Genomic DNA, 25,578 nt, shown 5'->3' on the forward strand with positions numbered 1-25,578 from the left:
GACTCCTGGTTCAGCGGGAGGCGGTCTTCGGCGCGACCAGGCGCGTCGCCGACCAGTCCTTGCTCACGGTGGCCGTGGTGGTCTGCGAGAGGCCCGCGATGGGCGCGGCCTCGGCCACGTCGGCCGGGTCGACCGCGCCGGGGCGGCCGACCTTGGGGGTCAGCAGCCAGATGACGCCGCCGCCCGCGAGGTCCGTGAGGGCGTCGACGAGGGCGTCGACGAGGTCACCGTCGTCCTCACGCCACCAGAGCACGACGACGTCGACGACGTCGCCCTGGTCGCCGTCGACCATGTCGGCGTCGATCGCGTCCTCGATCGCGATGCGCAGGTCGTCGTCGGTGTCGTCGTCCCACCCGAGCTCCTGGACGGCCATGCCGGGCTTGAGCCCGAGCCGACCGGCCACCGTGGATGTCTGGGCGGTCTCATCGCCCGTGGTGGAACTCAACTGACGCCTCCTGGCTCGCGGTAAGCGCCCGGCTTGCTGCCGGGCTGGGGCCAGTCCAGCGGACAACGGCCCCCGGGTGCAAGCCTCACACGCGATCAGGCCGGCGCTGCGACCGGGTCCACCGGAGCGTCGCCCATCTGCGCGACAGGCACGTCGACGAGCGGTCCGCGCCGCAGCAGGGCCACCATCCCGTCCTTGTCGTACGCCGGCGCGGGCGAGGCCATGAAGGCGTCGACGAACGCGACGAACGCCGCCGGGTGGTCCTTGTGCGGGAAGTGGCCCGAGTCCTCGAGCAGCTCGGTCATCGCGCCCGGCGCGAGGTGGCGCACCGTCTCCAGGTGGTGGGCCGGCAGCACGCGGTCGTCGGCGCCCCAGATCGCAGCGAAGGGCATGCTCTCGGTCAGGTAGAACCGGTCGGCCATCGAGATCACCTGGCCGCGCCAGTCGATCACGGCGTTGACGAGGTGACGGATCGCGAAGCGCGTGCGCCGGTCCTGCCAGGAGTCGACGATCGCGGCGACCTCGTCGAGGTCGCGGGTGTAGGCGGGCCACAGGTCCCGGGAGGCGCGCAGCACCCCTGTGACGACCGGCCGGAGGAAGGGACGGGTCAGGACGCGCATCAGCGTCTCCCATCCCGGCGCCTGGATCACCTTGATGAGCGGTGTCACCTCGCGGCCGAGGCCACCTGCCGAGACCAGCATCAGCCGCTCGGTCCGCTCGGGGAACTGGTAGGCGAACTGCATGGCGACGCCTCCCCCGAACGAGTGGCCGATGACGGAGGCCCGCTCGACACCGAGCACCGCGAGCAGGTCGCGCATGCCGTTGGCATAGCCGCCGACGGTGTAGTCGGCCCGCGGCTTGTCCGACGCGCCGTGCCCCAGCAGGTCGGGGGCGATGACCGTGTAGCGCTTCGCCAGCTCCTCGATCACGGGGTCCCAGGTGCTGTGGTCGCAGGCCAGGCCGTGCAGAAGCAGGAGCGCCGGTCCCGAGCCGGCCTTCACGTAGGCACGGCGATGACCGTGGAGCGTGACGTACTGGAGGTCGAGCTGCGGACGCGCCATGAGGACCCCTTTGCTCCGCCCTGCGGGGCGGCCACCAGCCGGAAGTGCGAGAATCCCACCGTAGGACCGGATTGTTTCCCGGAGGTGACAGCAGTGCCCCAGCGTGACAGGGACGAGATCACGGCAGGCCTCGTCGAACTCCTGCACCTCATCCTCGAGGTCCCGGCCGACACCATCGACCCGACCGCGCGGCTGGTCGACGACCTCGGCGTCGACTCCCTCTCCCTCGTGGAGCTCGTGCTCGGTGTCGAGGAGCACTTCGGCGTCCGCATCTCCGACGCCGAGGTCGCCCGGATCAGCACGCTGGACGACGCGGCGGAGCTCATCACCACCGCCGTCTGACATCCTCGCTCCCATGAGCTACGAGACCCTCGCCTACGACGTCGCCGACGGCATCCTGACGCTGCGGCTGAACCGGCCAGACGCCCTCAACTCGTTCACGGTCCAGATGGCCGACGAGCTCGAGCACGCCTTCCGCCGGGCGAGCGACGACGACGGCGTCGCCGCCATCGTGGTGACCGGCGAGGGACGCGCCTTCTGCGCAGGCATGGACCTCACCCGCGAGGGCAACGTCTTCGGGCTCGACGAGTCGCAAGACCCGACGATCACCGACATGCGCGAGCGCCTCGACGCTCCGGAGATCGCGGTGGGCGTCCGCGACACCGGCGGCCGGGTCACCCTCGCGATCTACGACTGCAAGAAGCCGGTCATCGCCGCCGTCAACGGACCGGCCGTCGGCATCGGCGCGACGATGATCTGCGCGATGGACGTCCGCATCGCGTCGACGAAGGCACGCATCGGCTTCGTCTTCGGCAAGATCGGGATCACGCCCGAGGCCTGCTCGACCTGGTTCCTCCCCCGCATCGTCGGGGTCTCGCGCGCACTCGAGATGCTCTACTCCGCCGAGATCATGACGGCCGAGACGGCACAGGAGCAGGGACTGGTGCGCTCCGTGCACGAGCCTGAGGAGCTGTTGCCCGCGGCGTACGAGCTGGCGCGGAAGTTCACGCAGAACCGGTCGCCGGTGGCGACCGCCCTGGCCCGGCAGCTCGTCTACCGCAACATGGCGGCCGACCACCCCCTGCGCGCGCACGAGTCGGACTCGCTCGCGATCTTCTACGCGTCCCGCGAGGACGGCAAGGAAGGGGTCGCGTCGTTCCTGGAGAAGCGCGACCCGCAGTTCACGGGCAAGGCGTCGCAGATGCCGCCGTTCTATCCCTGGTGGGAGTGACCTCCCGCGCGAGTGTGCAGAAGGGCCCCGGTCGACGACCGGGGCCCTTCTGGTGTCTAACTACGCTGCCTGGCTACCTGACTGTCCGGGTCAGACGACCTGGTGCAGCCAGCGGACGGGCGCCCCGTCACCTGCGTGACGGAACGTCTCGAGCTCGTCGTCCCACGGCTTGCCGAGGAGCTTGTCGATCTCGAGCATCAGCGTGGTGTCGCCCAGGGCGGCCTTCACGACCGATGCCTTCAGCCGGTCTTCGGGGATGAGGATGTCGCCGTGCACTCCCGTGACGGCGTGGAAGACGCCGAGCTCGGGGGTGTAGCTGTAACGCGAGCCCTCGGTGCCCTGTGAGGGCTCCTCGGTGATCTCGAATCGCAGGTGGTTCCACCCTCGGAGGGCCGAGGTGATCGCTGCAGCAGCGCCGACGGCGCCGGTCCACGACAGCTCGGCACGGTAGGTGCCGCTCTGCGCGGGCTGCGGGATCCACTCGAGGTTCACGGAGACGCCAAGGACGCCGCCGACTGCCCACTCGACGTGCGGGCACAGCGCCGAAGGCGCCGAGTGCACGTAGAGAACACCCCGGGTAGCGGTGCGGTTGCTGGTCACGTGACCCCTCCTTCATCTCCGGCGTCGGACAACGCCTTCCCCAGCGGCCCTTCAGTGGAGATGCACGAACAGTCAAGTGACACATATGTAGTTATGGGCCTCATTGTGACCGATGAGGCCTCGTGTTGCCAGCGTTGTCGCAGGTGAGTTTCGTCAGTACGCCGAGAGGCCGGTGGCCGCGAGCACGTTCCCGTCGTCGGCGAGCGCCCCGAGCCGGAGCCCCTCCCCCGGCACGCGCTGCCGCGCGGTGGGGTGCGCGGTCACGACGTCGGCGACCACGCAGGTGACGTTGTCGCGCCCGCCGGCCAGGAGCGCCTCGTCGACGAGGATCCGCGCGGCCTCGTCGGCGCGCGGCACGGCGAGCAGCGCGGCGATCCGCTCGTCGGTCAGGCAGTCGGTCAGGCCGTCTGTGCAGAGCAGCAACCGGTCGCCGGCGACAAGGGCCAGCTCGGTGAACTCCGGACGCTCGTCGTCCGGGATCGGCAGGGCGTGGATGGAGCGCGTGACGACGTGGCGCCACGGGTGCGCCGCTACGCCCGACTCCTCGAGGAAGCCGTCGTCGAGCAGCTGCTGGACGTAGGTGTGGTCGCGGGTCAGCCGGGCCAGCCCTCCCGACCTCAGGAGGTACGCACGGGAATCGCCGGCGTGGACCAGCGCGACCCGGTCGCCGTCCACTGCGAGGGCGGTGAGGGTCGTGGCGAGACCACCACGATGCTCATCGGCGGCCTCGGCCCCGGAGAGCACGTCGACCGCGCGGCGTACGGCCTTGTCGAGGGAGAGCATCGGGTGGGTGCCGGGGGTGGCCGCCCGCGCGAAGACGTACGCCGTCGTGGCCGACGCGACCTCGCCGGCAGCCGAACCGCCGACACCGTCAGCGACGACCAGGACACTCGCCGAGAGGAAACCGGCGTCCTCGTTGACCTCCCGTACCGGCCCGCGGTCCGAGGCGCCGAACCCGTCGAAACGAAGCATGACGCCCTCCTCTCCCGCACCGATCGGTGCAGCGAGTCAACCGGAACTCGGGAGGTGTCACAAGTTCCACCGGGTGCCGTCAGGCGGGTTCGCTGACTTCGACCGGGGCGCCGACACGGATCTCGCCGCCCTCCAGCACGCGGCAGATCGCTCCCCCACGGCCTCGCCGCAGCGCCTCCATCGCGCCCGGCCCGAGGTCGTCCTCGAGCAGCTTGCACGGGGCTGCGACGCGCACTACCTCGAGGAGCACCTCGCCGATCCGGAGGCGTGTCCCGGGCGCAGTGGGCACGACGCCGTGGCTGAGCGTCAGGTTGCGGCGGGTGCCCGTGGCGTCGACGTCGCGGCCGAGGATGCGCGCCGCCTCGGCCAGCCCGTCGGCCGACTGCACCGTCACGTGGCGGTGCCTCGTGCCGTGGTACCGGTCACCGACGAGGCCCTTGCCCGCCTCGGCGAGCACGGACTCGACCGGCCGCATCGGGAGGCGCCGCGCCTTGGCGACGTGGATCGACGCAACGGTCGGCTGCTCGGCGTGCACGTCCCGAGCGTACGGCGCTGCCGGCCCGCGTGCTCCTGACGCCTCCGGGTACCGCCCCAGCATGACGACGGCGCCCGACCGCTTCCCCAGCCGCCTGCTCGAGCCGGCGGTCCTCGCCCGCGTGCACGGCGCCTTCAACATGGCGGGCGGCCTCTGGCCCCTCCTGCACCTGCGCAGCTTCGAGGCCGTCTTCGGACCGAAGGCGGACCGCTGGCTCGAGCACACCGTCGGAGGACTTCTCACCGGGCTCGGCTGGGCCCAGTGGCAGGCCGGTACACCCGCCGACTGGAAGCACGCGCGGCGGATCGGCGTAGCGACAGCGGGCACACTGCTGGCCATCGACCTCGTCTACGTGCCACAGGGCCGGATCAGGTGGACCTACCTGTTCGACGCCGCCGAGGAGATCGCCCTGCTCGCCGCCTGGGCCGCCGCGAGCACGCGCCACGCGGCGTCGTAGATCGGGTGGGGTCGACCCATGACCCGGAGATCATCGGCTGGCTCGGCTCGCCGGCGCATGGTCTCCGTCGTCAGCAGCGGCGGGGTTGAACTGTCCCGCTTCCATCCTTCAAAGTGAGCTGGGAGCGGGGCTGCCGTCATTTCAGGAGCCGAGCGTCACGACCACTCCATCCGCATCGTCCTTACCGAACACGATCTGCCCCCGATGCGACACCTCAACCGACATGGGCCAGTCGCCACTCACATCCTTCACGGTGAAGCGGTACGTGCAGATGCCGTATGCCTCCTCACGTGTCCCAGCCTCCAGGGACCCGACAGATACGGTCTTACCGCCACTGTCGCGGACAACCACCTGCGTGCCCTCGCCGATGTCCGAGTAACCGCCGCGGGCGATGCATGATGTGCCGTCGTCGCTTGCCGGGTCTCCGAGGTCGGACAGCAACAGGGCGCCACGCACAGTGACGAGCGACGGAAGCATCACGAGCGCCGCTGCCGCCCCGACAGCGACGACCAGACAGATTGCGGCCACGATCGCGAGAACCTTGTTCTGAAACAACGTGCGCATGTCACCCAAGGTGCACCCGTTTCCGCCGACCCGCAGCAGAACAGCGTAGTAGGCCAGGTGGGACTTGAACCCACGACCGAGCCATTATGAGTGGCTTGCTCTAACCGGCTGAGCTACTGGCCCGCGTGGTCGGACAGTACCGCCACGCCAGATCTGGCGTGCGGGTGGGCCTTTGTTGAATCGGCTCACGACGTAGCTGACACCGGGCCACCGATTGAGCTACCGGCCCCTCGACGTCTGACCCTATCGCCGTCCGGAGCAACTTCCCGTTTTAGTTGCATGAATACAATCGTTGCATGCGTACAACTAGTTCGGATCCGATCGCGGTCTGGATGGGCCTGATGGGCCTGGTGATGGACCACAAGCTGCTCGCACAGGGCCTGCTCCAGGAGGCCTCCGGCATGCCGTGGAGCCGCTACCGCGCCCTGCGCCGCGTCGAGGACCGAGGCTGGTCGCAGCGGGAGCTCGCCGAGGCGATGCGCGTCGATGCCTCCGCCATGTCGGGCATCGTCGACGACCTCGTCGAGCGGGGGTACGCCGAGCGGGTCACCCACCCGCAGGACGCGCGGATGAAGCTGGTGACCATCACCGAGTCGGGGCGCGACCTGATGGAGCACCTCCGGACGCTGCCCGGCGTCGTTCCACCTCCGGTCGCGACGCTGACCCACGCGGAGCGACGCGAGCTGGCGAGGCTGGTCGACAAGATGCGCGCGGCGGCGGAGGCATGAGCACGGTGGCACCGGCATCCGAGGACCTCGCGCACGGGCGACGCATGGGCGTCCTGGCCATCTGCTGCCTCAGCCTCTTCATCGTGGGGATCGACGCGACGGGGGTGAACCTCGCGCTGCCGTCGATCCGCCGCGACCTGGGCGCGGACGGCAGCCAGCTGCAGTGGGTGATCGACGCCTACACCCTGGTGCTCGCGAGCCTGCTGATGCTCGCGGGATCGACGGGCGACCGCCTGGGGCGGCGTCGGGTGTTCCAGTGCGGCCTGGTGCTCTTCGGCGTCGGATCGCTGCTCTGCTCCGCGGCGCAGACACCCGGCGTCCTGATCGCAGCCCGCACCGCCCAGGCTGCCGGTGGGTCGATGCTCAACCCGGTCGCGATGTCGATCATCACCAACACGTTCCGCGAGCCGAAGGAGCGCGCCCAGGCCATCGGGATCTGGGGCGCCACCGTCGGCCTCAGCATGGCGCTCGGCCCCGTGCTCGGCGGCGTGCTCGTCGACAGCATCGGATGGCGCGCGATCTTCTGGCTCAACATCCCGGTCGTCGTCGCTGCCATCGTGCTGAGCTCGCTCTTCGTCCCCGAGTCGCGCGCTGACCGCGTGCGCCGACTCGACCCGCTCGCACAGGCGCTCGTCGTTGCCCTGCTCGCCAGCCTCACCTTCGGCATCATCGAGGGACGCACCTTCGGCTGGGGCTCGGCGACCGTCCTCGGCTGCTTCGCCGGAGCAGGAGTCGCCCTGGTCGTGCTCGTGGCGCACGAGCTGCGGCGTACCGAACCGCTGCTGGATCCCCGGTTCTTCGCGAGCATCCCGTTCAGCGGAGCGGTCGCGAGTGCGATCCTCGGGTTCTGCGCCATGGGCGGGTTCCTGTTCCTCAACACCCTCTACCTGCAGGACGTCCGTCAGCTGTCGCCGCTGCAGGCCGGCCTGATGACCCTCCCGATGGCAGGAGCGACGGCATTGATGTCGCCGATCTCCGGCCGGGTGGTCGGAGTCGTCGGACCGCGGCTGCCGATGCTCGTGGCCGGCGGTGGCATCGCCCTGAGCGGCACGATGCTGCTCAGGATCGAGGACGGGACCTCCTTCGCCTACCTCGGCCTGGCCTACCTCGCCTTCGGGATCGGGTTCGGCATGCTCAACGCGCCGATCACGAACGCCGCGGTCTCGGGGATGCCCCGCGCCCAGGCAGGCGTCGCCGCGGCCATCGCCTCGACCAGCCGGCAGGTCGGCATGTCGCTCGGCGTGGCCACGCTCCCGACCGTCACCTACGCCCACCTGCACGGACCAGCGTCGACCGGCCTCGCCGCGGCCTCGCACACGGCGTGGTCGCTCGTGGCCGGCTGCGGAGTCGGGGTGGCCGTGCTGGCACTGGTGACCACGAGCCGCGCGGCGATCCGCACGCGGGACCGCGTGGCGGCCGAGCTCGGCGCGGCCTGACCTGAGAGGCGGCGGGCGGCCGACACATGCAAAAGGTGTCCGCCTGGCGGCCGGCACACCCCATGTGATGCCGGGCGAGGGACGGCGGACACCGTGCACCGGATCCTGGGAGGGAGGGCGGATCCAGTGCGGTTCCCTGCCCGCTCAACGAAGCACCTCCCGCGGGGTTACGCCATGCATCCCAGCCGGGCTGTGAGCCGCCTCACGAGCAGGGGTGCGCGACTCTCGCGTGGTCAGGAGGTCTTCTGCTGCACCTGCTGCAGCTCGCCGAAGACCGCGAGGCGCCAGTCGGAGTGGAAGAGCTCCGCGCACGTGACCATCGTGATCAGCCGCTGTCCGGGCTTCTGGGGCGGCTCCACTCCCCCGGGCTCAGGGTTGTGCGGCAGCGTGTCCATCACCCAGCCGCCGCTGTCGAAGCTCACCCGGAGTGCGTCGCCGCGGGTGATCAGACGGTAGGTGTAGATCCGGGTCCGGGTCTCGATGCTGACCGTGTCCCCGGGCCGCAGGTCGGGCATGTGGCGCAGTGGCTCGTTGCGGGTGGTGCGGTGGGCGACGATCACGAAGTTGCCCTGCTCGCCCACCTTGGCCGAGTTGATGACGTGCCCGAACCCGGCGTGGAGGGCGTCGTAGCCGGTGAACTCCATGAGCGGGATCGCGTAGTCCCTGCCGAACCGCGGGATGCGCACGATGCCGTCGACGGTGCCCCACTTCACGTGGGGCTCCCTGCCGCGCGCCCACGCCTGCTGGGTCGTGCCGATGACCTGCTTCTGGATCCGCGCGGACTGCCAGTCGGTCCCCCAGAACTGCCAGCCGATGTAGCCGAGGCCGGACAGGCCGGCGAGGATCAGCACGACACCGATCAGACGACGCATGGGTCCCCCTCAGGACTTCACAACCGCACCAGCGTAGCCGCGCCGCGCTTGTCTGAAATGAGAACCGCCCCCAGCCCGGGGTACGGACTGGAGGCGGTGGTGGCTCCCCCGGCTGGACTCGAACCAGCAACCCTTCGATTAACAGTCGAATGCTCTGCCAATTGAGCTACAGGGGAATGCTTTGCAGCGGGCGAAACCATAGCAACCAGAGGGCCGCGAGATGAAATCGGGGGCCCGGCTCTCAGGAGCCGAGCGCGGCCTCGCGCAAGGTCCGCCGCCGCTGCTCGAGCGCCATCAGCTCCTGGAACATCCGGTTGTACTCCACCGGGTCCTGCTGGGGGCTGGTGCGCTGGAGGCGGGACTTCACGTCGGCGATCCGGCGGGCAGCCGTGAGCTCGAGGAGCTTGTTGACGTGGACCACGACATAGGCCGTGTCGGGCTCGCGCGGGGAGAGCACGGGCTCGACCGCGAGCGCGCTCAGGGCGGCCATGGCGAGCGGGTCGGTCATCCGGTCACGCAGGCCGGTCGGCCAGGTCGCGTCCACGGCCCCCGCGGACGGGCCGCCGGCGGCCGCGACCGCCTGCCACACCCCGGCGTACGTCGGGTGGGTGAAGTCGTGGACGGTGACGTCGCGAGCAGCGTTCGCGACCGCGACGGGGTGCTGGAGCACGAGCTTGAGGGTCTCGCGCTCCAGGGCGAAGCGCGGGTCGCGGAGGTCGGGCACCTGCGGCGCGGCAGCGGGCGCTGCCGGCCTGCCCTGCGCCGGCTGTCCCTGCCCCATCGGCAGCCGTCCCTGCTCGCGGCCGCCGGCGTCACGACCGCCCTTCGCAGCCCGGGCCGAGGCGCGACGCACCTCGGCGCGCGCGTCGTCAACGTCGATGCCGATCGACGCCGCGAGCTCGCGCGTGAACGCCTCCACCTTCGACTTGTCGCGCACCGACGAGACCAGCCGTGCTGCCTCGCGCAGGGCGTCGACACGGCCGTCGGCGCGGTCGAGGTCGTAGCGGGACAGCACGTTGCCGAGCACGAAGCGGTAGAGCGGGGTGCGGCCCGCGATGAGCTCACGGACCGCCTCGTCGCCCTTGGCCAGACGCAGGTCGCACGGGTCCATGCCGGACGGCTCGACCGCGACGTAGGTCTGGGAGACGAAGTTCTGGTCACCACCGAAGGCGCGCAGCGCGGCCTTCTGGCCGGCGGCGTCGCCGTCGAAGGTGAAGATCACCTCGCCGCGCGCGTCCTGGTCACCGAGGAACCGGCGGAGCACGCGTGCGTGGTCGTCACCGAAGGCCGTGCCACAGGTCGCGACGGCGGTCGTGACGCCGGCCAGGTGGCACGCCATGACGTCGGTATAGCCCTCGACGATGACGGCCTGCGAGCTCAGGCCGATCGACTTGCGCGCCAGGTCCAGCCCGTAGAGGACATGGGACTTCTTGTAGATCGGCGTCTCGGACGTGTTGAGGTACTTGGCCTCGATCCGGTCGTCGTCGAAGATCCGGCGGGCGCCGAAGCCGATGACCTCGCCGTTCGCCTCCCGGATGGGCCAGAGCAGGCGCCCGCGGAACTTGTCGTAGTGGGACCGGCCGAGGCCGGCGAGGCCTCCGGCCACGAGCTCCTCCGCCGAGAAGCCCTTCTGCCGCAGGTAGCGGAAGAGGACCTCGCCCCCGCGCGGGGCGAAGCCGACACCGAACGTCGCCGCCGCGTGCTGGTCGAACCCGCGGGACCCGAGGAACTGGCGTGCCGCCTGGGCGTCAGGCGTCGTCAGCTGGTCGACGTAGAACTCCGCCGCCAGCCGGTGCGCCTCGATCAGCCGGCCGCGAGCCGGACCCCGCGGCCCCTGCGGTGCGTCGCCCTCCTCGCGGCGCAGCTGGATGCCGGTCTTGTCGGCAAGCCGCTCGACGGCCTCCGTGAAGGTCAGCCCGTCGATCTTCATCAGGAAGTTGATGACGTCGCCGCCCTCACCGCACCCGAAGCAGTGGAAGAAGCCACGGCTCGGCGTGACGTGGAACGACGCCGACTTCTCGTCGTGGAAGGGGCACAGGCCCTTCATCGAGCCGCCACCGGCGTTGCGGAGCGTGACGTAGCCGGACACGACGTCGTCGATCCGCGCCTTCTCGCGGACCTCGGCGATGTCCTCGTCACGGATCCGTCCAGCCACGTGCGGAGCCTACACAGCGGAAGCCGCCCGCCGCGGCGCGGCGGGCACCGCACAGAAAGCACGAAACCGGGCGTTCCGGGGTGAACGTGTGGAAGGATGGCGGGCGGTCCAGAGAGGGTGGACCGGACACATCATGGGGAGTGGGACACGTGTCGGGAGCAGCCGGCCGCGGAGCGTCGTGGATGACGTCGGTGATCATCGCCGTCGTCGCCTGTGGGCTGCTCGCGTTCGCCTTGTTCACGGTGCAGGAGCACCGCAAGGACACCGCCAAGCCTGCTGACTACGCCGCGGCGCTGCGCGACAAGGGATTCGCCACCACCCACACCCGCACCCCGCGTGCGCCCCGTGACCCGTACCCGAACCAGGCCACGACCGGCCTCGTGGTGCACCCCAACCGCACCGTCGGCCTGTACGACGCGCCGGCGGGCAAGCCGTTCGCGAAGCTGAACCCGATGGAGTTCGGTGACTCCTGGTTCCCCGCGATCGCCCGCGCCGGAGGCTGGCTGCAGATCATGCTGCCCTCGAAGCCCAACGGCTCCACGGGGTGGGTGCGCGCCGGCCTCATGGCGACCGGCCACACGCCGTACGTCATCCGGGTGCACCTGAAGAGCACCCAGCTCGAGCTGTACAAGGACCGCATCCTCATGGGCGCCTGGCGCGTGGCGGTCGGGGCACCGAAGACCCCGACTCCGACCGGGCGCACCTTCGTCCTGGGACAGTTCACCGACCCCGCCCAGAGCTTCTCGCCGGTGATCCTCCCCCTGGGCACGCACAGCGCGACCCTCGACAGCTTCGGCGGAGGCCCCGGCACCGTCGCGATCCACGGCTGGAACGACCCGAAGGTCTTCGGTCACGCGGTCAGCCACGGCTGTGTCCGGGTGCCCAAGGAGGCGCTCTTCCAGCTGCGGCAGGTCCCCATCGGCACGCTCGTGATGATCGATGGGAACTAGCAGAAAAACGTGTGGCAATCGACCGTCACGAAACGGACCTTGCTCCGTTGTCCAGACAGAGCTTAAGAAAAGCAACGAAGGGAACAACCACCATGAAGCGTGAGCTGAAGGCAGCCCTGGGCGCCACCGCGCTCCTCGCTGGCGCGGCCACCGTCGTCGTCGGCGGCGCCACCTCGGGTACGGCGGCCGGTGTGCCGTCGTCGGCCTACGGCATCACCGCCAGCGGTCTGATCCCGATCGACCCGCTCCCCTACGTCGTCTCCACCGACGGCACGCTCAAGGAGGACAGCGCAGTCGGTCTCCCGGTCCAGGGTCTCGCCGACGTCGGCGTCATCAACGCCTCCGCCGAGAACGACCACGCCACGGCCTCGGTCGCCAGCGTCGACCTCACCGGCGGCCTGCTCAAGAACGCCGGCCTGGCCGACGCGCTCGCGCCGATCACCGACGCGTGCACCCAGCTCGCGACGGCGCTCAACGACACGACCGCCCAGCTCGGCGGCTCGCTCACCAACCTGATCGGTCAGATCGGCACCGTCACCCAGCCGCTCACCGGTGGCGACCTCATCTCCGACCCGACGCTGCTCACCTCCCTCCAGGGCCTGTGCGACACGCTCAGCAACCTCGGTGACCTCGTCAACGTCGGCGCCGTCACCGCCGAGTGCACCGGCCACACGGGCGAGGGCAAGATCGCTTCCCTCAACCTGCTCGGCCTCCCGGTCGACCTGCCGACCGGCGCCAACCAGTCGCTCTCCTCCGGCGCCCTCGGTGCCCTGGCGCCGATCCTGGACGTCAAGCTCAACACGCAGACGACCAACGCCGACGGCACCTTCACCGTCACCGCGCTCGAGCTCGACCTCCTGGGCCAGATCCAGATCAAGGTCGCCTCGGCCACCTGCGGCCACGTCACCAACGACGTGACCCCGACCCAGGTCCCGTCGGCTCCGGCCCCGAAGCCGATCCGCACCGACGTCCCGGTCACCGGCTGACGCACCAGCTCCACTGACGAGGCCCGTCCCGCACTGCGGGGCGGGCCTCGTTGCATGTCCCGGGCCGGAACCGCGTGGAGCCGTCCTCAGACGAGGCGTGCGTGCCAGGCGTGCGCCGAGGCGTCGGTCAGCGACGCCACCTGGTCCAGGACCACGCGGAGCCGTGCGGCGTCGTCCCCGGCGCCGTGCCAGTCCTCGGCGTACATCGGGTCGAGCGCGTCCGCCCCACGGTCGAGGATCGCCTCGACCAGCTCGTGGAGCAGGACCTTCTGCCGCTCCTGGAGCTCCAGGCGGTGCGCCGACTGCATCACGTAGTGCGCGGCGATGCCCTTCAGCACGGCGATCTCGGTCGCGGTCTCGCGCGGGACGACCAGCTCGGCGTCGTAGCGCGCGATGGGCCCGTCGTACGCCGCGAACGTCGCCGCCTGCGCGCTGCCGCAGAACCGTCCGATGAGGTCGCTGGTCAGGTTCTTGAGCGCGGCGAGCGAGCGGCGCGTGCCGTCGTAGGGGCCGGTCGGCCAGCTGCCGATCGCCATGAGCGCCGCGAGCGACTCGTCGAGCTCGGCGTCGGTGGCCCGCGGGAGGTACCAGCCGCGCACGGTCTCCCAGGTGGCGTGCCTCTCCCCCGGGTCCTCGAGACGCCCGAGGTCGATGAGGCCGGCGACCACGCCGTCCTCCACGTCGTGCACGGAGTAGGCGACGTCGTCGGCCAGGTCCATGACCTGCGCCTCGACGCACTTGCGGCTGCCCGCGATGCCGGAGCGGAGCCAGCCGAAGACCGGCAGGTCGTCCTCGTAGACACCGAACTTGGCCCCGGGAGCCGGCCGGCGCCACGGGTACTTGGTGCAGGCGTCGAGCGTCGCGCGGGTCAGGTTGAGCCCGACCGAGCGGCCCTCCGCGTCCACGGACTTGGACTCGAGCCGGGTCAGGATGCGCAGCGTCTGCGCGTTGCCCTCGAAGCCCCCGCACGCATCGGCCATCGCGTCGAGCACGGACTCGCCGTTGTGCCCGAACGGCGGGTGGCCCAGGTCGTGGGCCAGCGCAGCGGTCTCGGTGATGTCGGGGTGGCAGCCGAGTGCGCGGGCGAGGTCGCGGGCCACCTGGGCGACCTCGAGGCTGTGGGTGAGGCGGTTGCGCACGAAGTCGTCCGACCGCGGGTCGACGACCTGCGTCTTGGCGGCCAGGCGCCGCGACGCCGCGGCGTGCACGACCCGCGCCCGGTCGCGCTCGAACGGCGTGCGCTCCGGCGCGTCCACGCGCTTCGGCGGCTCGGGGACGAGGCGCTCGCGGGCGTGCGCGTCGTACAGGCTCTCGGGATCCATCGGGAGCGACCCTAGGGCACGCGTGTCAGACGCGGGCGGTGTCCTTGCTCATCCGCCAGGCGGCGCCACCGACGAAGATCACCAGCCAGGCGATCGCGTTGACGACGGCGTACCAGGGCAGGTCGCCGGTGAGCACGGAGCGCGAGACCATCGCCGGGCCGAACATCGGCGTGCAGGACGCGACCCACCACATCGTGCTGCCCTCGTCGATCGGGATGAACACGTTGCCGAGGAACGCCAGGAGCGCGAGCGCAGGTCCGAGCACCTGCATCGCGTTCTCCCCCGGCACCAGGTAGCCGACGAAGACGCCGAGGGCCGCGAAGACGAGAGCACAGGCCAGCGTGAGGAGCGCGCTCGCGACCCAGATGCCCACCGGCATGTCCGGCTTGCCCTGCACCAGGCCGGCGATGTTGACGACGGTGATCGAGATCGCGCCGATGACGAGGGCGGTGATCGCCTTCACGGCGATGTAGGCGACCGGCTGCAGCGGGGTCAGCCGCAGCTGTCGCGACCAGCCCAGCGCCCGCTCGAGCGCGACGATCGCGCCCGCCGACGAGGCCGTCAGGGCCGCGCCGTAGAACGCCATCGACACCATGATGTACGCCGACACGTTGCCGTGGCCGACCCGCTCGTCGGAGCCCTGGCCGCCGAAGGCGAAGAAGAGGGCCGCCGGGAAGATCAGGGTGAAGACGATGGTGCGCCGGTTGCGGAGCACGCGCAGCAGCTCGAGCCGCAGCAGCGTGGCGTTGAAGCCACCCATCGCGGGAACGCGCCGCGCTGCCGGGTCGTAGGTCGTCGTGCTCATGCGCGGGCCTCCTCGCGGGCCGGAGCGGCGTCGCCGGTGAGACTGAGGAACGCCTCCTCGATGCCCTTGGCGGTGATCTCGAGATCACGGGCGTCGGTCGCGGTCAGCAGGTGGCGTGCGACAACGTCGCTGTCGCGGGCGTGGGCGATCACCGCCTCGCCACGGACCTCCACGGCGTCCACGCCCGGCAGCGCACGCAGCTCCTCGGCGACGCCGCTGGCGTCTCCGACGGTGGCACGGACCGTGCGGCCGGACGACAGTGCCTTGATCTCCGAGCCCGAGCCGTCGGCGACCACCCTGCCGTGGCTGACCAGCACGATCCGGTCGGCGTACTGGTCGGCCTCCTCGAGGTAGTGCGTCGCGAAGAGGACGGTGCGTCCCCGCTCGGCGTCCTGCCGGATCGCCGACCAGAACGACCTGCGTCCCTCGACGTCCATGCCCGTCGTGGGCTCGTCGAGCAGGAGCAGGGCAGGGTCCGGCAGCAGGGCCATCGCGAAGCGCAGCCGCTGCTGCTCGCCGCCGGAGCACTTGCCGACCTTCCGGTCCGCGATCGCGCTGATGCCGGCGCGCTCGAGCACCTCGTCGACAGGCGCAGCACCCGGGAAGAGGCTCGCCGTGTAGGCAACCGTCTCGCGCACGCTCAGGTCCTTGAGCAGACCGCCGGTCTGCATCACGGCCGAGATCAGCCCACGCGCGATCGCTGCGCGCGGCTCCAGCCCGAGCACCTCGACCTCGCCCGACGTGGGGCGGCTCAGCCCCAGGATCATGTCGATGGTGCTGGTCTTGCCGGCGCCGTTGGGGCCCAGGAACGCGACCACCTCACCCTGCTGCACGGTGAGGTCGATCCCGTCGACGGCGGTCACGGACCCGAACTTCTTGCGGACGCCGGAGAGGCTGATGGCCGGAGCGCTGGTCACAGGCGTCAGCATGCCTGATGCATGCAACGAACGCCGGGCGAACCGCCCGGCGTTCGTGCGTGGTGCGTCGTGAGGTCCGCGTCAGTTGGTACGGACGTGCACGTGGTCGAAGTGGTTCGCGGTGAGCGAGCCACGGTCCGACATGCTCTTCCAGCCCACGCCCGGCTGCCAGATGCGCTGCCGGTAGATGATGTCGTTGAGGTTGAGCTCCGACGCGTGCGCGAGCAGGAAGTCGACGACGGCGTAACCGAGGGTGGTGTCGGAGACGGCGATCATCGCGTCGATGGACGAGCCGTCGGCGTGCTCGCCGTGGTTGTCCCAGCCGCCGTACGTGGCGATCTGCGGGAACGCCGCGCACAGTGACCGCAGCGTGTAGGTCGCGTCGCGGGTCAGGCCCAGGTCACTGCCGCCGGTTGCGGCGCAGGGCGTCATCGACAGGCCCGAGGCAGCGACGATCGGCTTGGAGGAGGAGAGCTTGCCGGCCTCGACCCAGCGCGGCTCGCGGCTGCGGAGGATCTCCACGCGACCGTGGGCCTCGCGCCCGGTGACGAGCACCTCGGTGACGGCCTTGACGGTGCCCTTGGGGTTGGCGTCCTTGCCGGGGCCGGACCACAGCTTGAGGTCCTCGGTGGTCCACATCCGCACGTGTGCCTCGCGGACCGCCTTGTCGGTCGCGGCCTTGCGGGCGAGCCGGTCCGCCTCGGCCGGGGTCCAGGAGACGCGCGGCACGCTGCGGGAGACCTGCGGTGCACGGGTCGCGTCGGACGCGCTGGCGGCATCGGCGCTGAAGACGGCGCCGAGGTCGGCCTGCACCGGGGCGCCGCCGGCGGCGGCCACGCCGAGGCCCACAGGAGCCAGCGTGGCCACGAGGGCGAAGGGGGCGGCGATCTTCACGGCACGGCCGGAGATGCGGCCACGGAGGGGGGTCATGCGGGCAATCGGGCTCCGCTGGTGGCTGTCGGCCACGGCGCTACGTCCTTAGCTCGGGGTCATGGGCTGGTGTCATGCAGCAGGGCCGCCTGTGGGCGACCCGGTGACCAGTTCACCATGCTTGCTCGCAGCTAGCATCATCCTGGGTCACAGCGGCGGCGTGAGAACGCTCACCCACCGGTGGTGTCGTGCGCGTCCTCGGAGATGACACACCCGTGCCCGTCCATGTCGTCCAGCCAGCCCTCGGGCAGCACCACACGCTTGCGCGGGGCACCCTGGCGACCGCGGGGCGTACCCAGCTCGTTGACCGGGAACGGCGCCGTCGGGTCGAGCTCCGCGATCAGTGCATCGAGGTCGGCGAGGGTGTCGACGAGGGCCAGGCGGTGGCGCAGGTCGCCGCCGGCCGGGAAGCCCTTGAGGTACCAGGTGATGTGCTTGCGGATCTCCTTGCAGCCCCGCTCCTCCCCCATGTGCTCGGTCAGCAGCTCCGCGTGGCGTCGCAGCATCGCGCTCACCTCGCCGAGGTCAGGCAGCGTGGCCACCTCCTCGCCGTTGAACGCCGCGGCGAGGTCGCGGAAGAGCCATGGCCGGCCGAGGCATCCGCGGCCGACCACGACGCCGTCCACGCCGGTCTCCTCGACCATGCGGACCGCGTCGGCCGCCTCCCAGATGTCGCCGTTGCCGAGCACCGGGATGCCGACGCTCGCCTTGAGCTCGCCGATGGCGTCCCAGTCGGCCTGGCCGGAGTAGGCCTGCTCGACGGTGCGGCCGTGCAGGGCGATCGCGGCGCAGCCGCTCTCCTCGGCGATGCGGCCTGCGTCGAGGTAGGTGAGGTGCTCGGGGTCGATGCCCTTGCGGGTCTTCATCGTCACCGGCACGCCGTACGGCGTGGCTGCGCGCACGGCGTGATCGAGGATCTCGCCGAGCAGGTTACGCTTCCACGGCAGGGCGCCTCCGCCACCCTTGCGGGTCACCTTGGGCACCGGGCAGCCGAAGTTGAGGTCGATGTGCGCGACGCCGTACTCGTTGCAGAGGATCTCCGCGGCCTTGCCGACGTAGACGGGGTCCGTGCCGTACAGCTGCACGCTGCGGACGCTCTCGAGCTCGTCGAAGACGAGCATCTTCTTCGTCGTCTCGTCACCCTCGACCAGGCCGCGGGAGGTGATCATCTCGCAGACGTACAGGCCCGCGCCCTGCTCCGCGCAGAGCCGGCGGTACGCCGCGTTGGTGATGCCCGCCATCGGCGCGAGGACGACGGGTGTCTCGACGCGCAGGGACCCGAGCTGCAGGTGGGTGGGCAGGGACGACATGTCCCCATTCTCGCAGGAGGAAGGACCTTCCTCCTCCGGCGGGGCTGTCAGCCCTTGCTCGGCGACGCCTTCGGCCGGGGCTTCGTGCCCGCCTTCTTCGTCGGCGTCGGAGACGGGCTCGGGGTGGTCACCTCGCCGGGCCAGGTGATCACGTCACCGACGGCGGGCTGCAGGATCATCTGGTCCACGGGAGCGGTGGGCACGTAGACCAGGCAGACCGTCGCCTTGGCGCCCTTGGCGAACTTCGTGGGCAGGACGCCGCGCGGGCACTTGTCGAACTTCATGTCGGCGCGCAGGTCCGCCGGCGGGTTGAGCAGGTCCGTGCCCTCGTCCAGGAAGAGCGGCAGGCGGCTCACCGGGACACCGCCGAGGTCCGTGGTGCCGAGGTTCTCGACCGCGACGGTCACGTAGTAGAGGTGCGGGTCCTCGGGCTTCGGCGTGATCCTGATCCGCGCGATGTCGGCCTTGCTGCCCTGCACGATCTTCGTGACCGCGACCGAGACGATCCCCTTGGTGTTCTGGTCAGGGGCCCAGGTGAGCTTCGCTGCCTCGCCGAGGTCGAGGTGCTGCCCGCTCGGGGTCAGCGTGACGCCCGCGGTCACCGTCGGCTTCGCGCTCGGCTCCGCGTCCTTCCTGGCGTTGCCCCCGCACCCGGTGAGACCGAGGGAGAGCGCCAGGACGGCGGCAGAGCCAGCAAGAAAGCGACGGTGTCCGCGAGAGGTCATGCGGGCATTGTGCACCCGCCCGGCTCAGCAGCCGAGGAGACGCTCCGCGAAGTAGCGGGAGATGCCGTCGAGGCTGATCCGCTCCTGCGCCATCGAGTCGCGCTCGCGCACGGTGACCGCGTTGTCCTCGAGCGTGTCGAAGTCGACGGTCACGCAGTACGGCGTGCCGATCTCGTCCTGGCGGCGGTAGCGCTTGCCGATGGCACCGGCGTCGTCGAAGTCGACGTTCCAGTTCTGGCGCAGCTCGGCCGCAAGTGCCTTCGCCTTCGGCGAGAGGTCGGCGTTGCGCGAGAGCGGGAGGACCGCGACCTTGACCGGCGCCAGGCGCGGGTCGAGGCGCAGGACGACACGCTTGTCGACGCCGCCCTTCGTGTTCGGCGCCTCGTCCTCGTGGTAGGCATCGACCAGGAAGGTCATCAGCGAGCGCGAGAGACCCGCTGCGGGCTCGATGACGTACGGCATGTACCGCTCGTTGTTGGCCTGGTCGAAGTACGACAGGTCCTTGCCCGAGTGCTTGGAGTGGGTGCCGAGGTCGAAGTCGGTGCGGTTGGCGATGCCCTCGAGCTCGCCCCACTCCGAGCCGGCGAAGTTGAAGCGGTACTCGATGTCGACGGTGCGCTTGGAGTAGTGCGACAGCTTCTCCGGCGCGTGCTCGTAGTGGCGCAGGTTGTCCGGGTTGATGCCCAGGCCGGTGTACCAGGCGGTGCGCTCGTCGATCCAGTACTGGTGCCAGTCCTCGTCCTCGCCCGGCTTGACGAAGAACTCCATCTCCATCTGCTCGAACTCACGGGTGCGGAAGATGAAGTTGCCCGGCGTGATCTCGTTGCGGAACGACTTGCCGATCTGCGCGATGCCGAACGGGGGCTTCATGCGCTGGGACACGACGACGTTCTGGAAGTTCAGGAAGATGCCCTGCGCGGTCTCGGGGCGCAGGTAGTGCAGGCCCGACTCGTCCTCGATGACGCCCAGGTAGGTCTTGAGCATCATCTGGAAGTCACGGGACTCCGTCCACGAGCCGCGGGCGCCGCAGTTGGGGCAGGCCACCGACGCGTTGATGTCGACGTCATCGGGGTTGTCGATGCCCTTCTTCTCCGCGTAGTCCTCCTGCAGGTGGTCCTCGCGGAAGCGCTTGTGGCAGGACTGGCACTCGGTCAGCGGGTCGGTGAAGGTGCCGACGTGGCCCGAGGCCACCCAGGTCTCGCGCGGCAGGATGATCGAGGAGTCGAGGCCGACGACGTCCTCGCGGCCCTGCACCATCGCCTTCCACCACTGGCGCTTGATGTTCTCCTTGAGCTCGACACCGAGCGGCCCGTAGTCCCACGCGGAGCGGGTGCCGCCGTAGATCTCGCCGCACGGGTAGACGAATCCCCGGCGCTTGGCGAGGGACACGACGGTGTCGACGGTGCTGGCGGGCGGCTTGGCCACGATGGCTCTCCTGTGTTCTTGCGGACCGGCTGGCTGCCGGCTCGTGCCGCAGAAGCGTACCGATCCGGTGCGTGGCCGCGCGCACGTGGGGACTTAGGGTGAGCGCCATGACGACGACGCCCACGCCGACGCCGCCTCGACGTACGCTCCGCGACTGGTTCCTCGAGGGTGACCGGCCCGAGCCGGAGGGCTTCTACGAGTCCGAGGCGCACGTCGAGGCACAGCACCACACGCATGCCTGGTGGAAGGTCATGTGCCTCACCGGCGTCGACTACTTCTCGACGCTCGGCTACCAGCCGGGCATCGCCGCCCTGGCCGCCGGCGCGCTCTCCCCCATCGCGACGCTCGTCCTCGTCCTGATCACGCTCTTCGGCGCCCTGCCGATGTACCGCCGGGTCGCCCAGGAGAGCCCGCACGGCGACGGCTCCCTCTCCATGCTGGAGCGGCTGCTGGCCTACTGGCCGAGCAAGCTGCTCGTCCTGGCCCTGATCGGCTTCGTCGCCACCGGCTTCGTCATCACCATGACCCTGTCGGCCGCCGACGCGGCGGCCCACATGATCGAGAACCCGTTCCTGCACGACGCCCTGAGCGGCGGCCAGATCTGGGTGACACTCGGCCTCCTGGCGCTGCTCGGCGCCGTCTTCCTCAAGGGCTTCAACGAGGCGATCGGCATCGCCGTCGTCATCGTCGTGGCCTACCTGGGCCTCTCGTCGGTCGTCATCGTCAACGGGCTCGCGGCCATCGTGCAGGAGCCCTCCCTGCTCGACGACTGGTGGGGCAACGTCACGCTCGACCACTCCGCGCCGTTCGGGATCATCGGCGCCTCGCTGCTGGTCTTCCCGGCACTCGCGCTCGGCCTCTCCGGCTTCGAGACCGGCGTCGTCGTGATGCCGCTGGTCAAGGGCGACCCCGACGACAAGCCGCGCCGCCCGAAGGGCCGGATCCGCAACGCGAAGAAGCTGCTCACCACGGCGGCCGCGATCATGAGCGTCCTGCTGCTCAGCTCCTCGCTGGTCACCACGGTGCTCATCCCGCACGAGGCCTTCGAGGACGGCGGTCCGGCCAACGGTCGCGCGCTCGCCTACCTGGCTCACTCGCGGCTGGGTGACGGTTTCGGCACGGCGTACGACGCCTCGACGATCGCGATCCTCTGGTTCGCCGGCGCCTCGGCGATGGCGGGCCTGCTCAACATCGTTCCCCGCTACCTGCCGCGCTACGGCATGGCACCGGACTGGGCCCGCTCGGTGCGGCCGCTGGTCGTGCTCTTCACCGGCATCGCCGCCGTCGTCACGCTCGCCTTCCGGGCCGACGTCGACGAGCAGGCCGGCGCCTACGCCACCGGCGTCCTCGCCCTGATGACGTCGGCCGCCGTCGCCGTGACGCTGACGGAGTGGCGGCGCCGCCACCGCCCGCTCGCGGCGTTCTTCGGCGTGATCAGCGCGATCTTCATCTACACGATCAGCGTGACGATCGTCGACCGACCCGAGGGCCTCCTCATCGCACTCGTCTTCGTGCTGATGATCCTGGTGATCTCCGTGATCAGCCGGATCCGCCGCGCCACCGAGCTGCGCGTGCAGGGCGTCCACCTGGACGCCGGCGCCCAGCAGATCGTGGACACGGCCATCGGCGACCCCCGACCCATCCGGTTCATCGCCAACAAGCTCCAGGCCGGCGACGACCTCGAGTACGACGCCAAGATGGCCGAGGTCCAGCTCGACAACCACCTCGGCGACCACGAGGACCGGATCTTCCTGGAGGTCGCGGTCACCGACGCGAGCGACTTCGCGGGAGTCGTCGAGGTCACCAGCGTGCAGGTGGGTCGACACCGGGTGCTGCGCGCGACGGGCCCGTCCGTGCCGAACACGATCGCCGCCTTCCTCCTGCACGTGCGGGACCTCGACCAGCAGGTGCCCCACGTCTACTTCGAGTGGAGCGAGCGCTCGCCGGGCGAGAACGTCATGCGCTTCCTGCTCGCCGGCGAGGGCGACATCCCGCCGCTGACGCACGAGATCCTGCGCAAGGCCGAGCCGGACGAGTCGCGCCGCCCCCAGGTCCACGTCGGCGGCTGACGCCGACACGCCGGCCGACTCTTGACCGGACGGTCACGTGCGGCGACTATGACAGTCGTCATAACCGTCGTACGCCGAGGAGCCGACCGTGTCCGAGTGGCAGAAGTCCGCCTGCATCCTGTGCGAGTGCAACTGCGGCATCGAGGTGCAGGTCGACGACCGGCACCTGTTGAAGATCCGCGGCGACAAGTCCCACCCGGGCTCCGAGGGCTACACCTGTGAGAAGCCGCTGCGGCTGGACCGCTACCAGAACGGCACCGCCCGACTCACCTCTCCACTGCGCCGCCGCCCGGACGGAACCTACGAGGAGATCTCCTGGGACACCGCGATCCGTGAGATCGCCTCGCGACTCACCGCGATCCGCGACGAGCACGGCGGTGACAAGATCTTCTTCTACGGCGGAGGAGGACAGGGCAACCATCTCGGCGCGACCTACGGCCAGTCGCTGCAGGCCGCCCTGGGAGCGAAGTACCGCTCCAACGCCCTCGCCCAGGAGAAGACCGGGGAGATGTACGTCGACGGGCGACTCTACGGCGGACACACCAAGGGCGACTTCGAACACGCCGAGGTCGTCGTCTTCATCGGCAAGAACCCATGGCAGTCGCACTCCTTCCCCCGGACCCGTCCGGTCCTCAAGGAGATGGCCGCCGACCCGCACCGCTGCATGGTCGTGCTCGACCCCCGGCGGAGCGAGACCGCCGCGATGGCCGACATCCACCTCCAGGTCAAGCCCGGCACCGACGCCTGGTGCATCGCCGCCCTCGTCGGCGTCCTGGTCCAGGAGGACCTGGTCGACCACGACTTCATCGAGCGGCACACGACGGGTGCGCTGCCCGTGCTCGCGGCGTTCGCCGACGTCGACATCGCCGGCTACGCCACCCGCTGCGGGGTGCCGGAGGAGCTGATCCGGACCACCGCCCGCCGGATCGCCGCCGCACAGAGCGTCTGCACCTACGAGGACCTCGGCACGCAACAGGCGCCGCACAGCACGCTCAACTCCTACATGCAGAAGATGCTGTGGATCCTGACCGGCAACTTCGCCAAGCAGGGCGGCATGTTCCTGCACTCGACTTTCGCCCCGATCGCCGGCGCGGCACCTGGCGGCGCCAGCAGCCACCGGCCAAGGTCGCCGCTGCAGCGTGCCCTCGCCGGACTGCAGGCAGCCGCCGTCGACAGCGTCGGGGCTGCCGCCGTCCGGGTGCCGGCTTTCCTGCCCGACGTGGTGGCCGTACCCCTCGCGGTCCGCCTGCGCGGACCGGTCGCCGCCGTCGCCAACGGGCCCACCCGCACGGCTGGGCCGCCCCGCTCCCCCGCCGCCGACCGTCGTACGCCGGTGACGGGCGCGCGCATCATCGCCGGCTTGGTGCCCTGCAACTCGATCGCCGAGGAGTGCCTGGGGAATCATCCCGACCGCATGCGTGCGCTGTGGATCGACAGCGTGAATCCGGCCCACTCGCTGGCGGACTCCGAGTCCTTCCGGCGTGCGATGCGCGCGGTGGAGCTGAGCGTGGTCATCGACATCGCGATGACCGAGACCGCACAGCAGGCCGACTACGTCCTGCCCGCGAGCACGCAGTTCGAGAAGTGGGAGTGCACGTTCTTCAACGTCGACTTCCCGACCAACGTCTTCCACCTGCGCCGCCCGATGATGCCACCGCTCCCGGGCACCCTGCCCGAGCCGGAGATCTACGCCCGACTGCTCCGCGAGCTGCACCCCGTCGACGAGAAGGTGCTCGCTCCCCTGCGCCGCGCCGCCCGCAAGGGCCGCACGCAGTTCGCGATCGCCTTCTTCGCAGCCGTCGCCGCCGAGCCGCGGCTGATGGGACTGGCCGGCTACCTCCTCCACGAGACCCTCGGTGAGGTCCTGCCCGAGGGCGCCCGAGGCACCGCCTCCCTGTGGGGCATCAGCCAGCTCTGCACCATGTCCAACCCCGCGGCGACGGCGCGGGCGGGCTTCACGGGGTCTGGCTTCGAGCCCGGCAATGCGCTGTTCGACCGGATCCTCACCGGCGAGGCGGTCGCCTTCACGGTCGACGACTACGCGGACGCGTGGAGCTACACACGACGCCCCGACAAGCGCTTCACCCTGGAGATCCCCGAGCTGCTCGAGCACCTGCGCGCCCTGAAGACGGCCGAGAGCTCATGGACCACCGAGGAGTTCCCCATGGTGCTCTCAGCAGGAGAGCGTCGGGCGTTCACTGCCAACACGATCATCCGCGACCCCTCGTGGCGGCGCCGAGACGCCCAGGGCGCGCTCCGGATCTGCCCGGAGGACGCCGCGGCGTACGGCGTGGAGACCGGCGACTCGCTGCGGGTCGTGACCGAGAAGGGAGCGGCCGTGGCCGTCGTGGAGGTGACCGACCAGATGCAGGCGGGCCACATCTCGCTTCCCAACGGTCTCGGCGTCGGGCACGCCGACGGCACACCGGGCGTGGCCCCCAACGAGCTGACCTCCCTGCACCACAAGGACTTCCTGGCAGGGACCCCGTGGCACAAGTACGTGCCGGCGCGCCTGGAGCCCGTCGGATGAGTGTCCGGGACACGATGGTCGCGAGCGCTGCGGCCCTGTTCCGCCAGCGCGGTGTCGCGGGCACGTCCCTGCGCGACGTCGTCGCGCACGCCGGCGCGCCCCGTGGGTCGATCTACCACCACTTCCCCGGCGGCAAGGCCGAGCTCGCGAACGCCGCCACGGACCTGGCCGGCGGATTCATCGAGCGCCTCCTCACCGGGGTCCTGGACAGCGGGGATCCCGCTGGGGCGATCACCGCGTTCGTCGACTACTGGAGCCGGTCTCTGACCGCGCACGACTTCGCCGACGGCTGCCCCGTCGCGGCAGCGGCGGTGTCGTCCGACGAGACCGCAGGCGCCCGAGCCCGAGCGGGTCGCGCTTTCGCCCGCTGGCAGGAGCAGCTCGCGACCGCGCTCATGGCGCGGGGCATGGCGTCGGACCTCGCCGTCGACCGCGCCGGGCTGGCGATCGCCGCCGTCGAGGGAGCGCTCCTCGTCGCGCGTGCCCAGCGGAGCACGGAGCCCCTCGAGCGGGTGGCGCGCCAGCTCACACCGCTGCTCGCGAGCTGAGCACC

Annotated in this window: 25 protein-coding genes and 2 tRNA genes; 10 read left to right on the forward strand and 17 right to left on the reverse strand. The window is 70.6% G+C overall.

Annotation, left to right across the window (positions count from 1 at the left end):
- Window positions 1-10: 10 nt before the first annotated feature.
- Window positions 11-445 (reverse strand): DUF3052 domain-containing protein, encoded by a 435-nt coding sequence (locus tag Q5722_RS02005; RefSeq protein ID WP_305026537.1) that lies wholly within the window; start codon window positions 443-445, stop codon window positions 11-13.
- A gap of 95 nt (window positions 446-540) precedes the next feature.
- Window positions 541-1,506: an alpha/beta fold hydrolase gene (locus Q5722_RS02010; protein WP_305026538.1), complete on the reverse strand. Its 966-nt coding sequence runs from the start codon at window positions 1,504-1,506 to the stop codon at window positions 541-543.
- A 93-nt stretch (window positions 1,507-1,599) separates the two neighbouring features.
- On the opposite strand from Q5722_RS02010, the gene Q5722_RS02015 reads away from it, so the two are divergent.
- Both Q5722_RS02015 and Q5722_RS02020 read left to right on the forward strand, forming a co-directional pair.
- Window positions 1,600-1,848, forward strand: a complete 249-nt coding sequence (locus tag Q5722_RS02015; protein ID WP_305026539.1) for an acyl carrier protein — start codon at window positions 1,600-1,602, stop codon at window positions 1,846-1,848.
- Window positions 1,849-1,861: 13 nt separating this feature from the next.
- Complete coding sequence (locus tag Q5722_RS02020) at window positions 1,862-2,737, forward strand: crotonase/enoyl-CoA hydratase family protein (protein WP_305026540.1); 876 nt, start codon at window positions 1,862-1,864, stop codon at window positions 2,735-2,737.
- Window positions 2,738-2,827: 90 nt separating this feature from the next.
- Here the strand turns inward: Q5722_RS02020 and Q5722_RS02025 are convergent, their stop codons facing one another.
- From Q5722_RS02025 to Q5722_RS02035, 3 genes are all read right to left on the reverse strand, one after another.
- The gene (locus tag Q5722_RS02025; protein WP_305026541.1) at window positions 2,828-3,337 is read right to left on the reverse strand and encodes a DUF3145 domain-containing protein; all 510 of its coding nucleotides are present in this window, start codon (window positions 3,335-3,337) and stop codon (window positions 2,828-2,830) included.
- Between the two features lie 153 nt (window positions 3,338-3,490).
- Window positions 3,491-4,309 carry a PP2C family protein-serine/threonine phosphatase gene (locus Q5722_RS02030; RefSeq protein WP_305026542.1) on the reverse strand — a complete coding sequence of 273 codons (819 nt, stop codon included), beginning with the start codon at window positions 4,307-4,309 and terminating at the stop codon, window positions 3,491-3,493.
- Between the two features lie 79 nt (window positions 4,310-4,388).
- Window positions 4,389-4,844 (reverse strand): MOSC domain-containing protein, encoded by a 456-nt coding sequence (locus Q5722_RS02035; protein ID WP_305026543.1) that lies wholly within the window; start codon window positions 4,842-4,844, stop codon window positions 4,389-4,391.
- Between the two features lie 61 nt (window positions 4,845-4,905).
- Here Q5722_RS02035 and Q5722_RS02040 point away from each other — a divergent pair, with 61 nt between their 5' ends.
- Window positions 4,906-5,301 carry a hypothetical protein gene (locus tag Q5722_RS02040; RefSeq protein WP_305026544.1) on the forward strand — a complete coding sequence of 132 codons (396 nt, stop codon included), beginning with the start codon at window positions 4,906-4,908 and terminating at the stop codon, window positions 5,299-5,301.
- 141 nt (window positions 5,302-5,442) lie between these two features.
- On the opposite strand, the gene Q5722_RS02045 is transcribed toward Q5722_RS02040, so the two are convergent.
- Together Q5722_RS02045 and Q5722_RS02050 are read right to left on the reverse strand one after the other, a co-directional pair.
- The gene (locus tag Q5722_RS02045) at window positions 5,443-5,865 is read right to left on the reverse strand and encodes a hypothetical protein (RefSeq protein ID WP_305026545.1); all 423 of its coding nucleotides are present in this window, start codon (window positions 5,863-5,865) and stop codon (window positions 5,443-5,445) included.
- A 49-nt stretch (window positions 5,866-5,914) separates the two neighbouring features.
- Window positions 5,915-5,988: transfer RNA gene (locus Q5722_RS02050), tRNA-Ile, on the reverse strand.
- A gap of 173 nt (window positions 5,989-6,161) precedes the next feature.
- On the opposite strand from Q5722_RS02050, the gene Q5722_RS02055 reads away from it, so the two are divergent.
- Window positions 6,162-6,593: a MarR family winged helix-turn-helix transcriptional regulator gene (locus Q5722_RS02055; protein WP_305026546.1), complete on the forward strand. Its 432-nt coding sequence runs from the start codon at window positions 6,162-6,164 to the stop codon at window positions 6,591-6,593.
- A complete protein-coding gene (locus Q5722_RS02060; protein WP_305026547.1) occupies window positions 6,590-8,029 on the forward strand; it encodes a DHA2 family efflux MFS transporter permease subunit in 1,440 nt (479 codons plus the stop codon). The genes Q5722_RS02055 and Q5722_RS02060 overlap by 4 nt, the downstream gene beginning before the upstream one ends.
- Window positions 8,030-8,262: 233 nt before the next feature.
- Here Q5722_RS02060 and Q5722_RS02065 read toward each other — a convergent pair whose 3' ends face one another.
- From Q5722_RS02065 to dnaG, 3 genes are all read right to left on the reverse strand, one after another.
- Complete coding sequence (locus Q5722_RS02065) at window positions 8,263-8,901, reverse strand: sortase domain-containing protein (RefSeq protein ID WP_305026548.1); 639 nt, start codon at window positions 8,899-8,901, stop codon at window positions 8,263-8,265.
- 100 nt (window positions 8,902-9,001) lie between these two features.
- Window positions 9,002-9,077 (reverse strand) — tRNA-Asn (locus Q5722_RS02070).
- Between the two features lie 65 nt (window positions 9,078-9,142).
- Window positions 9,143-11,056, reverse strand: a complete 1,914-nt coding sequence (gene dnaG / locus Q5722_RS02075; RefSeq protein WP_305026549.1) for a DNA primase — start codon at window positions 11,054-11,056, stop codon at window positions 9,143-9,145.
- 182 nt (window positions 11,057-11,238) lie between these two features.
- Here dnaG and Q5722_RS02080 point away from each other — a divergent pair, with 182 nt between their 5' ends.
- Both Q5722_RS02080 and Q5722_RS02085 read left to right on the forward strand, forming a co-directional pair.
- Window positions 11,239-12,006, forward strand: a complete 768-nt coding sequence (locus tag Q5722_RS02080) for a L,D-transpeptidase (RefSeq protein ID WP_305026550.1) — start codon at window positions 11,239-11,241, stop codon at window positions 12,004-12,006.
- Window positions 12,007-12,098: 92 nt separating this feature from the next.
- Window positions 12,099-12,992: a hypothetical protein gene (locus Q5722_RS02085; protein WP_305026551.1), complete on the forward strand. Its 894-nt coding sequence runs from the start codon at window positions 12,099-12,101 to the stop codon at window positions 12,990-12,992.
- 86 nt (window positions 12,993-13,078) lie between these two features.
- On the opposite strand, the gene Q5722_RS02090 is transcribed toward Q5722_RS02085, so the two are convergent.
- The 7 genes from Q5722_RS02090 to Q5722_RS02120 all read right to left on the reverse strand — a co-directional run bounded on the left by Q5722_RS02090 (window position 13,079) and on the right by Q5722_RS02120 (window position 20,426).
- Window positions 13,079-14,314: a deoxyguanosinetriphosphate triphosphohydrolase gene (locus Q5722_RS02090; RefSeq protein WP_305026552.1), complete on the reverse strand. Its 1,236-nt coding sequence runs from the start codon at window positions 14,312-14,314 to the stop codon at window positions 13,079-13,081.
- A gap of 25 nt (window positions 14,315-14,339) precedes the next feature.
- On the reverse strand, window positions 14,340-15,119 hold the full coding sequence (locus Q5722_RS02095) for an ABC transporter permease (protein ID WP_305026553.1): 780 nt from the start codon (window positions 15,117-15,119) through the stop codon (window positions 14,340-14,342).
- A complete protein-coding gene (locus Q5722_RS02100) occupies window positions 15,116-16,048 on the reverse strand; it encodes an ABC transporter ATP-binding protein (RefSeq protein WP_439652468.1) in 933 nt (310 codons plus the stop codon). Before Q5722_RS02100 ends, Q5722_RS02095 begins: the two co-directional genes overlap by 4 nt.
- A gap of 69 nt (window positions 16,049-16,117) precedes the next feature.
- A complete protein-coding gene (locus tag Q5722_RS02105; protein ID WP_305026555.1) occupies window positions 16,118-16,966 on the reverse strand; it encodes a VldE C-terminal domain-containing protein in 849 nt (282 codons plus the stop codon).
- Window positions 16,967-17,136: 170 nt separating this feature from the next.
- The gene (gene dusB, locus Q5722_RS02110) at window positions 17,137-18,276 is read right to left on the reverse strand and encodes a tRNA dihydrouridine synthase DusB (protein ID WP_305026556.1); all 1,140 of its coding nucleotides are present in this window, start codon (window positions 18,274-18,276) and stop codon (window positions 17,137-17,139) included.
- Between the two features lie 47 nt (window positions 18,277-18,323).
- Entirely contained in the window at window positions 18,324-19,001 is a 678-nt protein-coding gene (locus Q5722_RS02115; RefSeq protein ID WP_305026557.1) for a hypothetical protein, read from the reverse strand.
- A 24-nt stretch (window positions 19,002-19,025) separates the two neighbouring features.
- Window positions 19,026-20,426, reverse strand: coding sequence for a glycine--tRNA ligase (locus Q5722_RS02120; protein ID WP_305026558.1), 1,401 nt, complete (start codon window positions 20,424-20,426; stop codon window positions 19,026-19,028).
- Between the two features lie 107 nt (window positions 20,427-20,533).
- On the opposite strand from Q5722_RS02120, the gene Q5722_RS02125 reads away from it, so the two are divergent.
- The 3 genes from Q5722_RS02125 (at window position 20,534) to Q5722_RS02135 (ending at window position 25,573) form a co-directional block, all read left to right on the forward strand.
- Window positions 20,534-22,495: an APC family permease gene (locus Q5722_RS02125; protein WP_305026559.1), complete on the forward strand. Its 1,962-nt coding sequence runs from the start codon at window positions 20,534-20,536 to the stop codon at window positions 22,493-22,495.
- A gap of 88 nt (window positions 22,496-22,583) precedes the next feature.
- The gene (locus tag Q5722_RS02130) at window positions 22,584-25,025 is read left to right on the forward strand and encodes a molybdopterin-dependent oxidoreductase (protein WP_305026560.1); all 2,442 of its coding nucleotides are present in this window, start codon (window positions 22,584-22,586) and stop codon (window positions 25,023-25,025) included.
- Window positions 25,022-25,573 (forward strand): TetR/AcrR family transcriptional regulator, encoded by a 552-nt coding sequence (locus tag Q5722_RS02135; protein WP_305026561.1) that lies wholly within the window; start codon window positions 25,022-25,024, stop codon window positions 25,571-25,573. Before Q5722_RS02130 ends, Q5722_RS02135 begins: the two co-directional genes overlap by 4 nt.
- The last annotated feature ends 5 nt before the right edge of the window (window positions 25,574-25,578 follow it).

Source organism: Nocardioides jiangxiensis, assembly GCF_030580915.1.
Classification (GTDB): Bacteria; Actinomycetota; Actinomycetes; order Propionibacteriales; family Nocardioidaceae; genus Nocardioides; species Nocardioides jiangxiensis.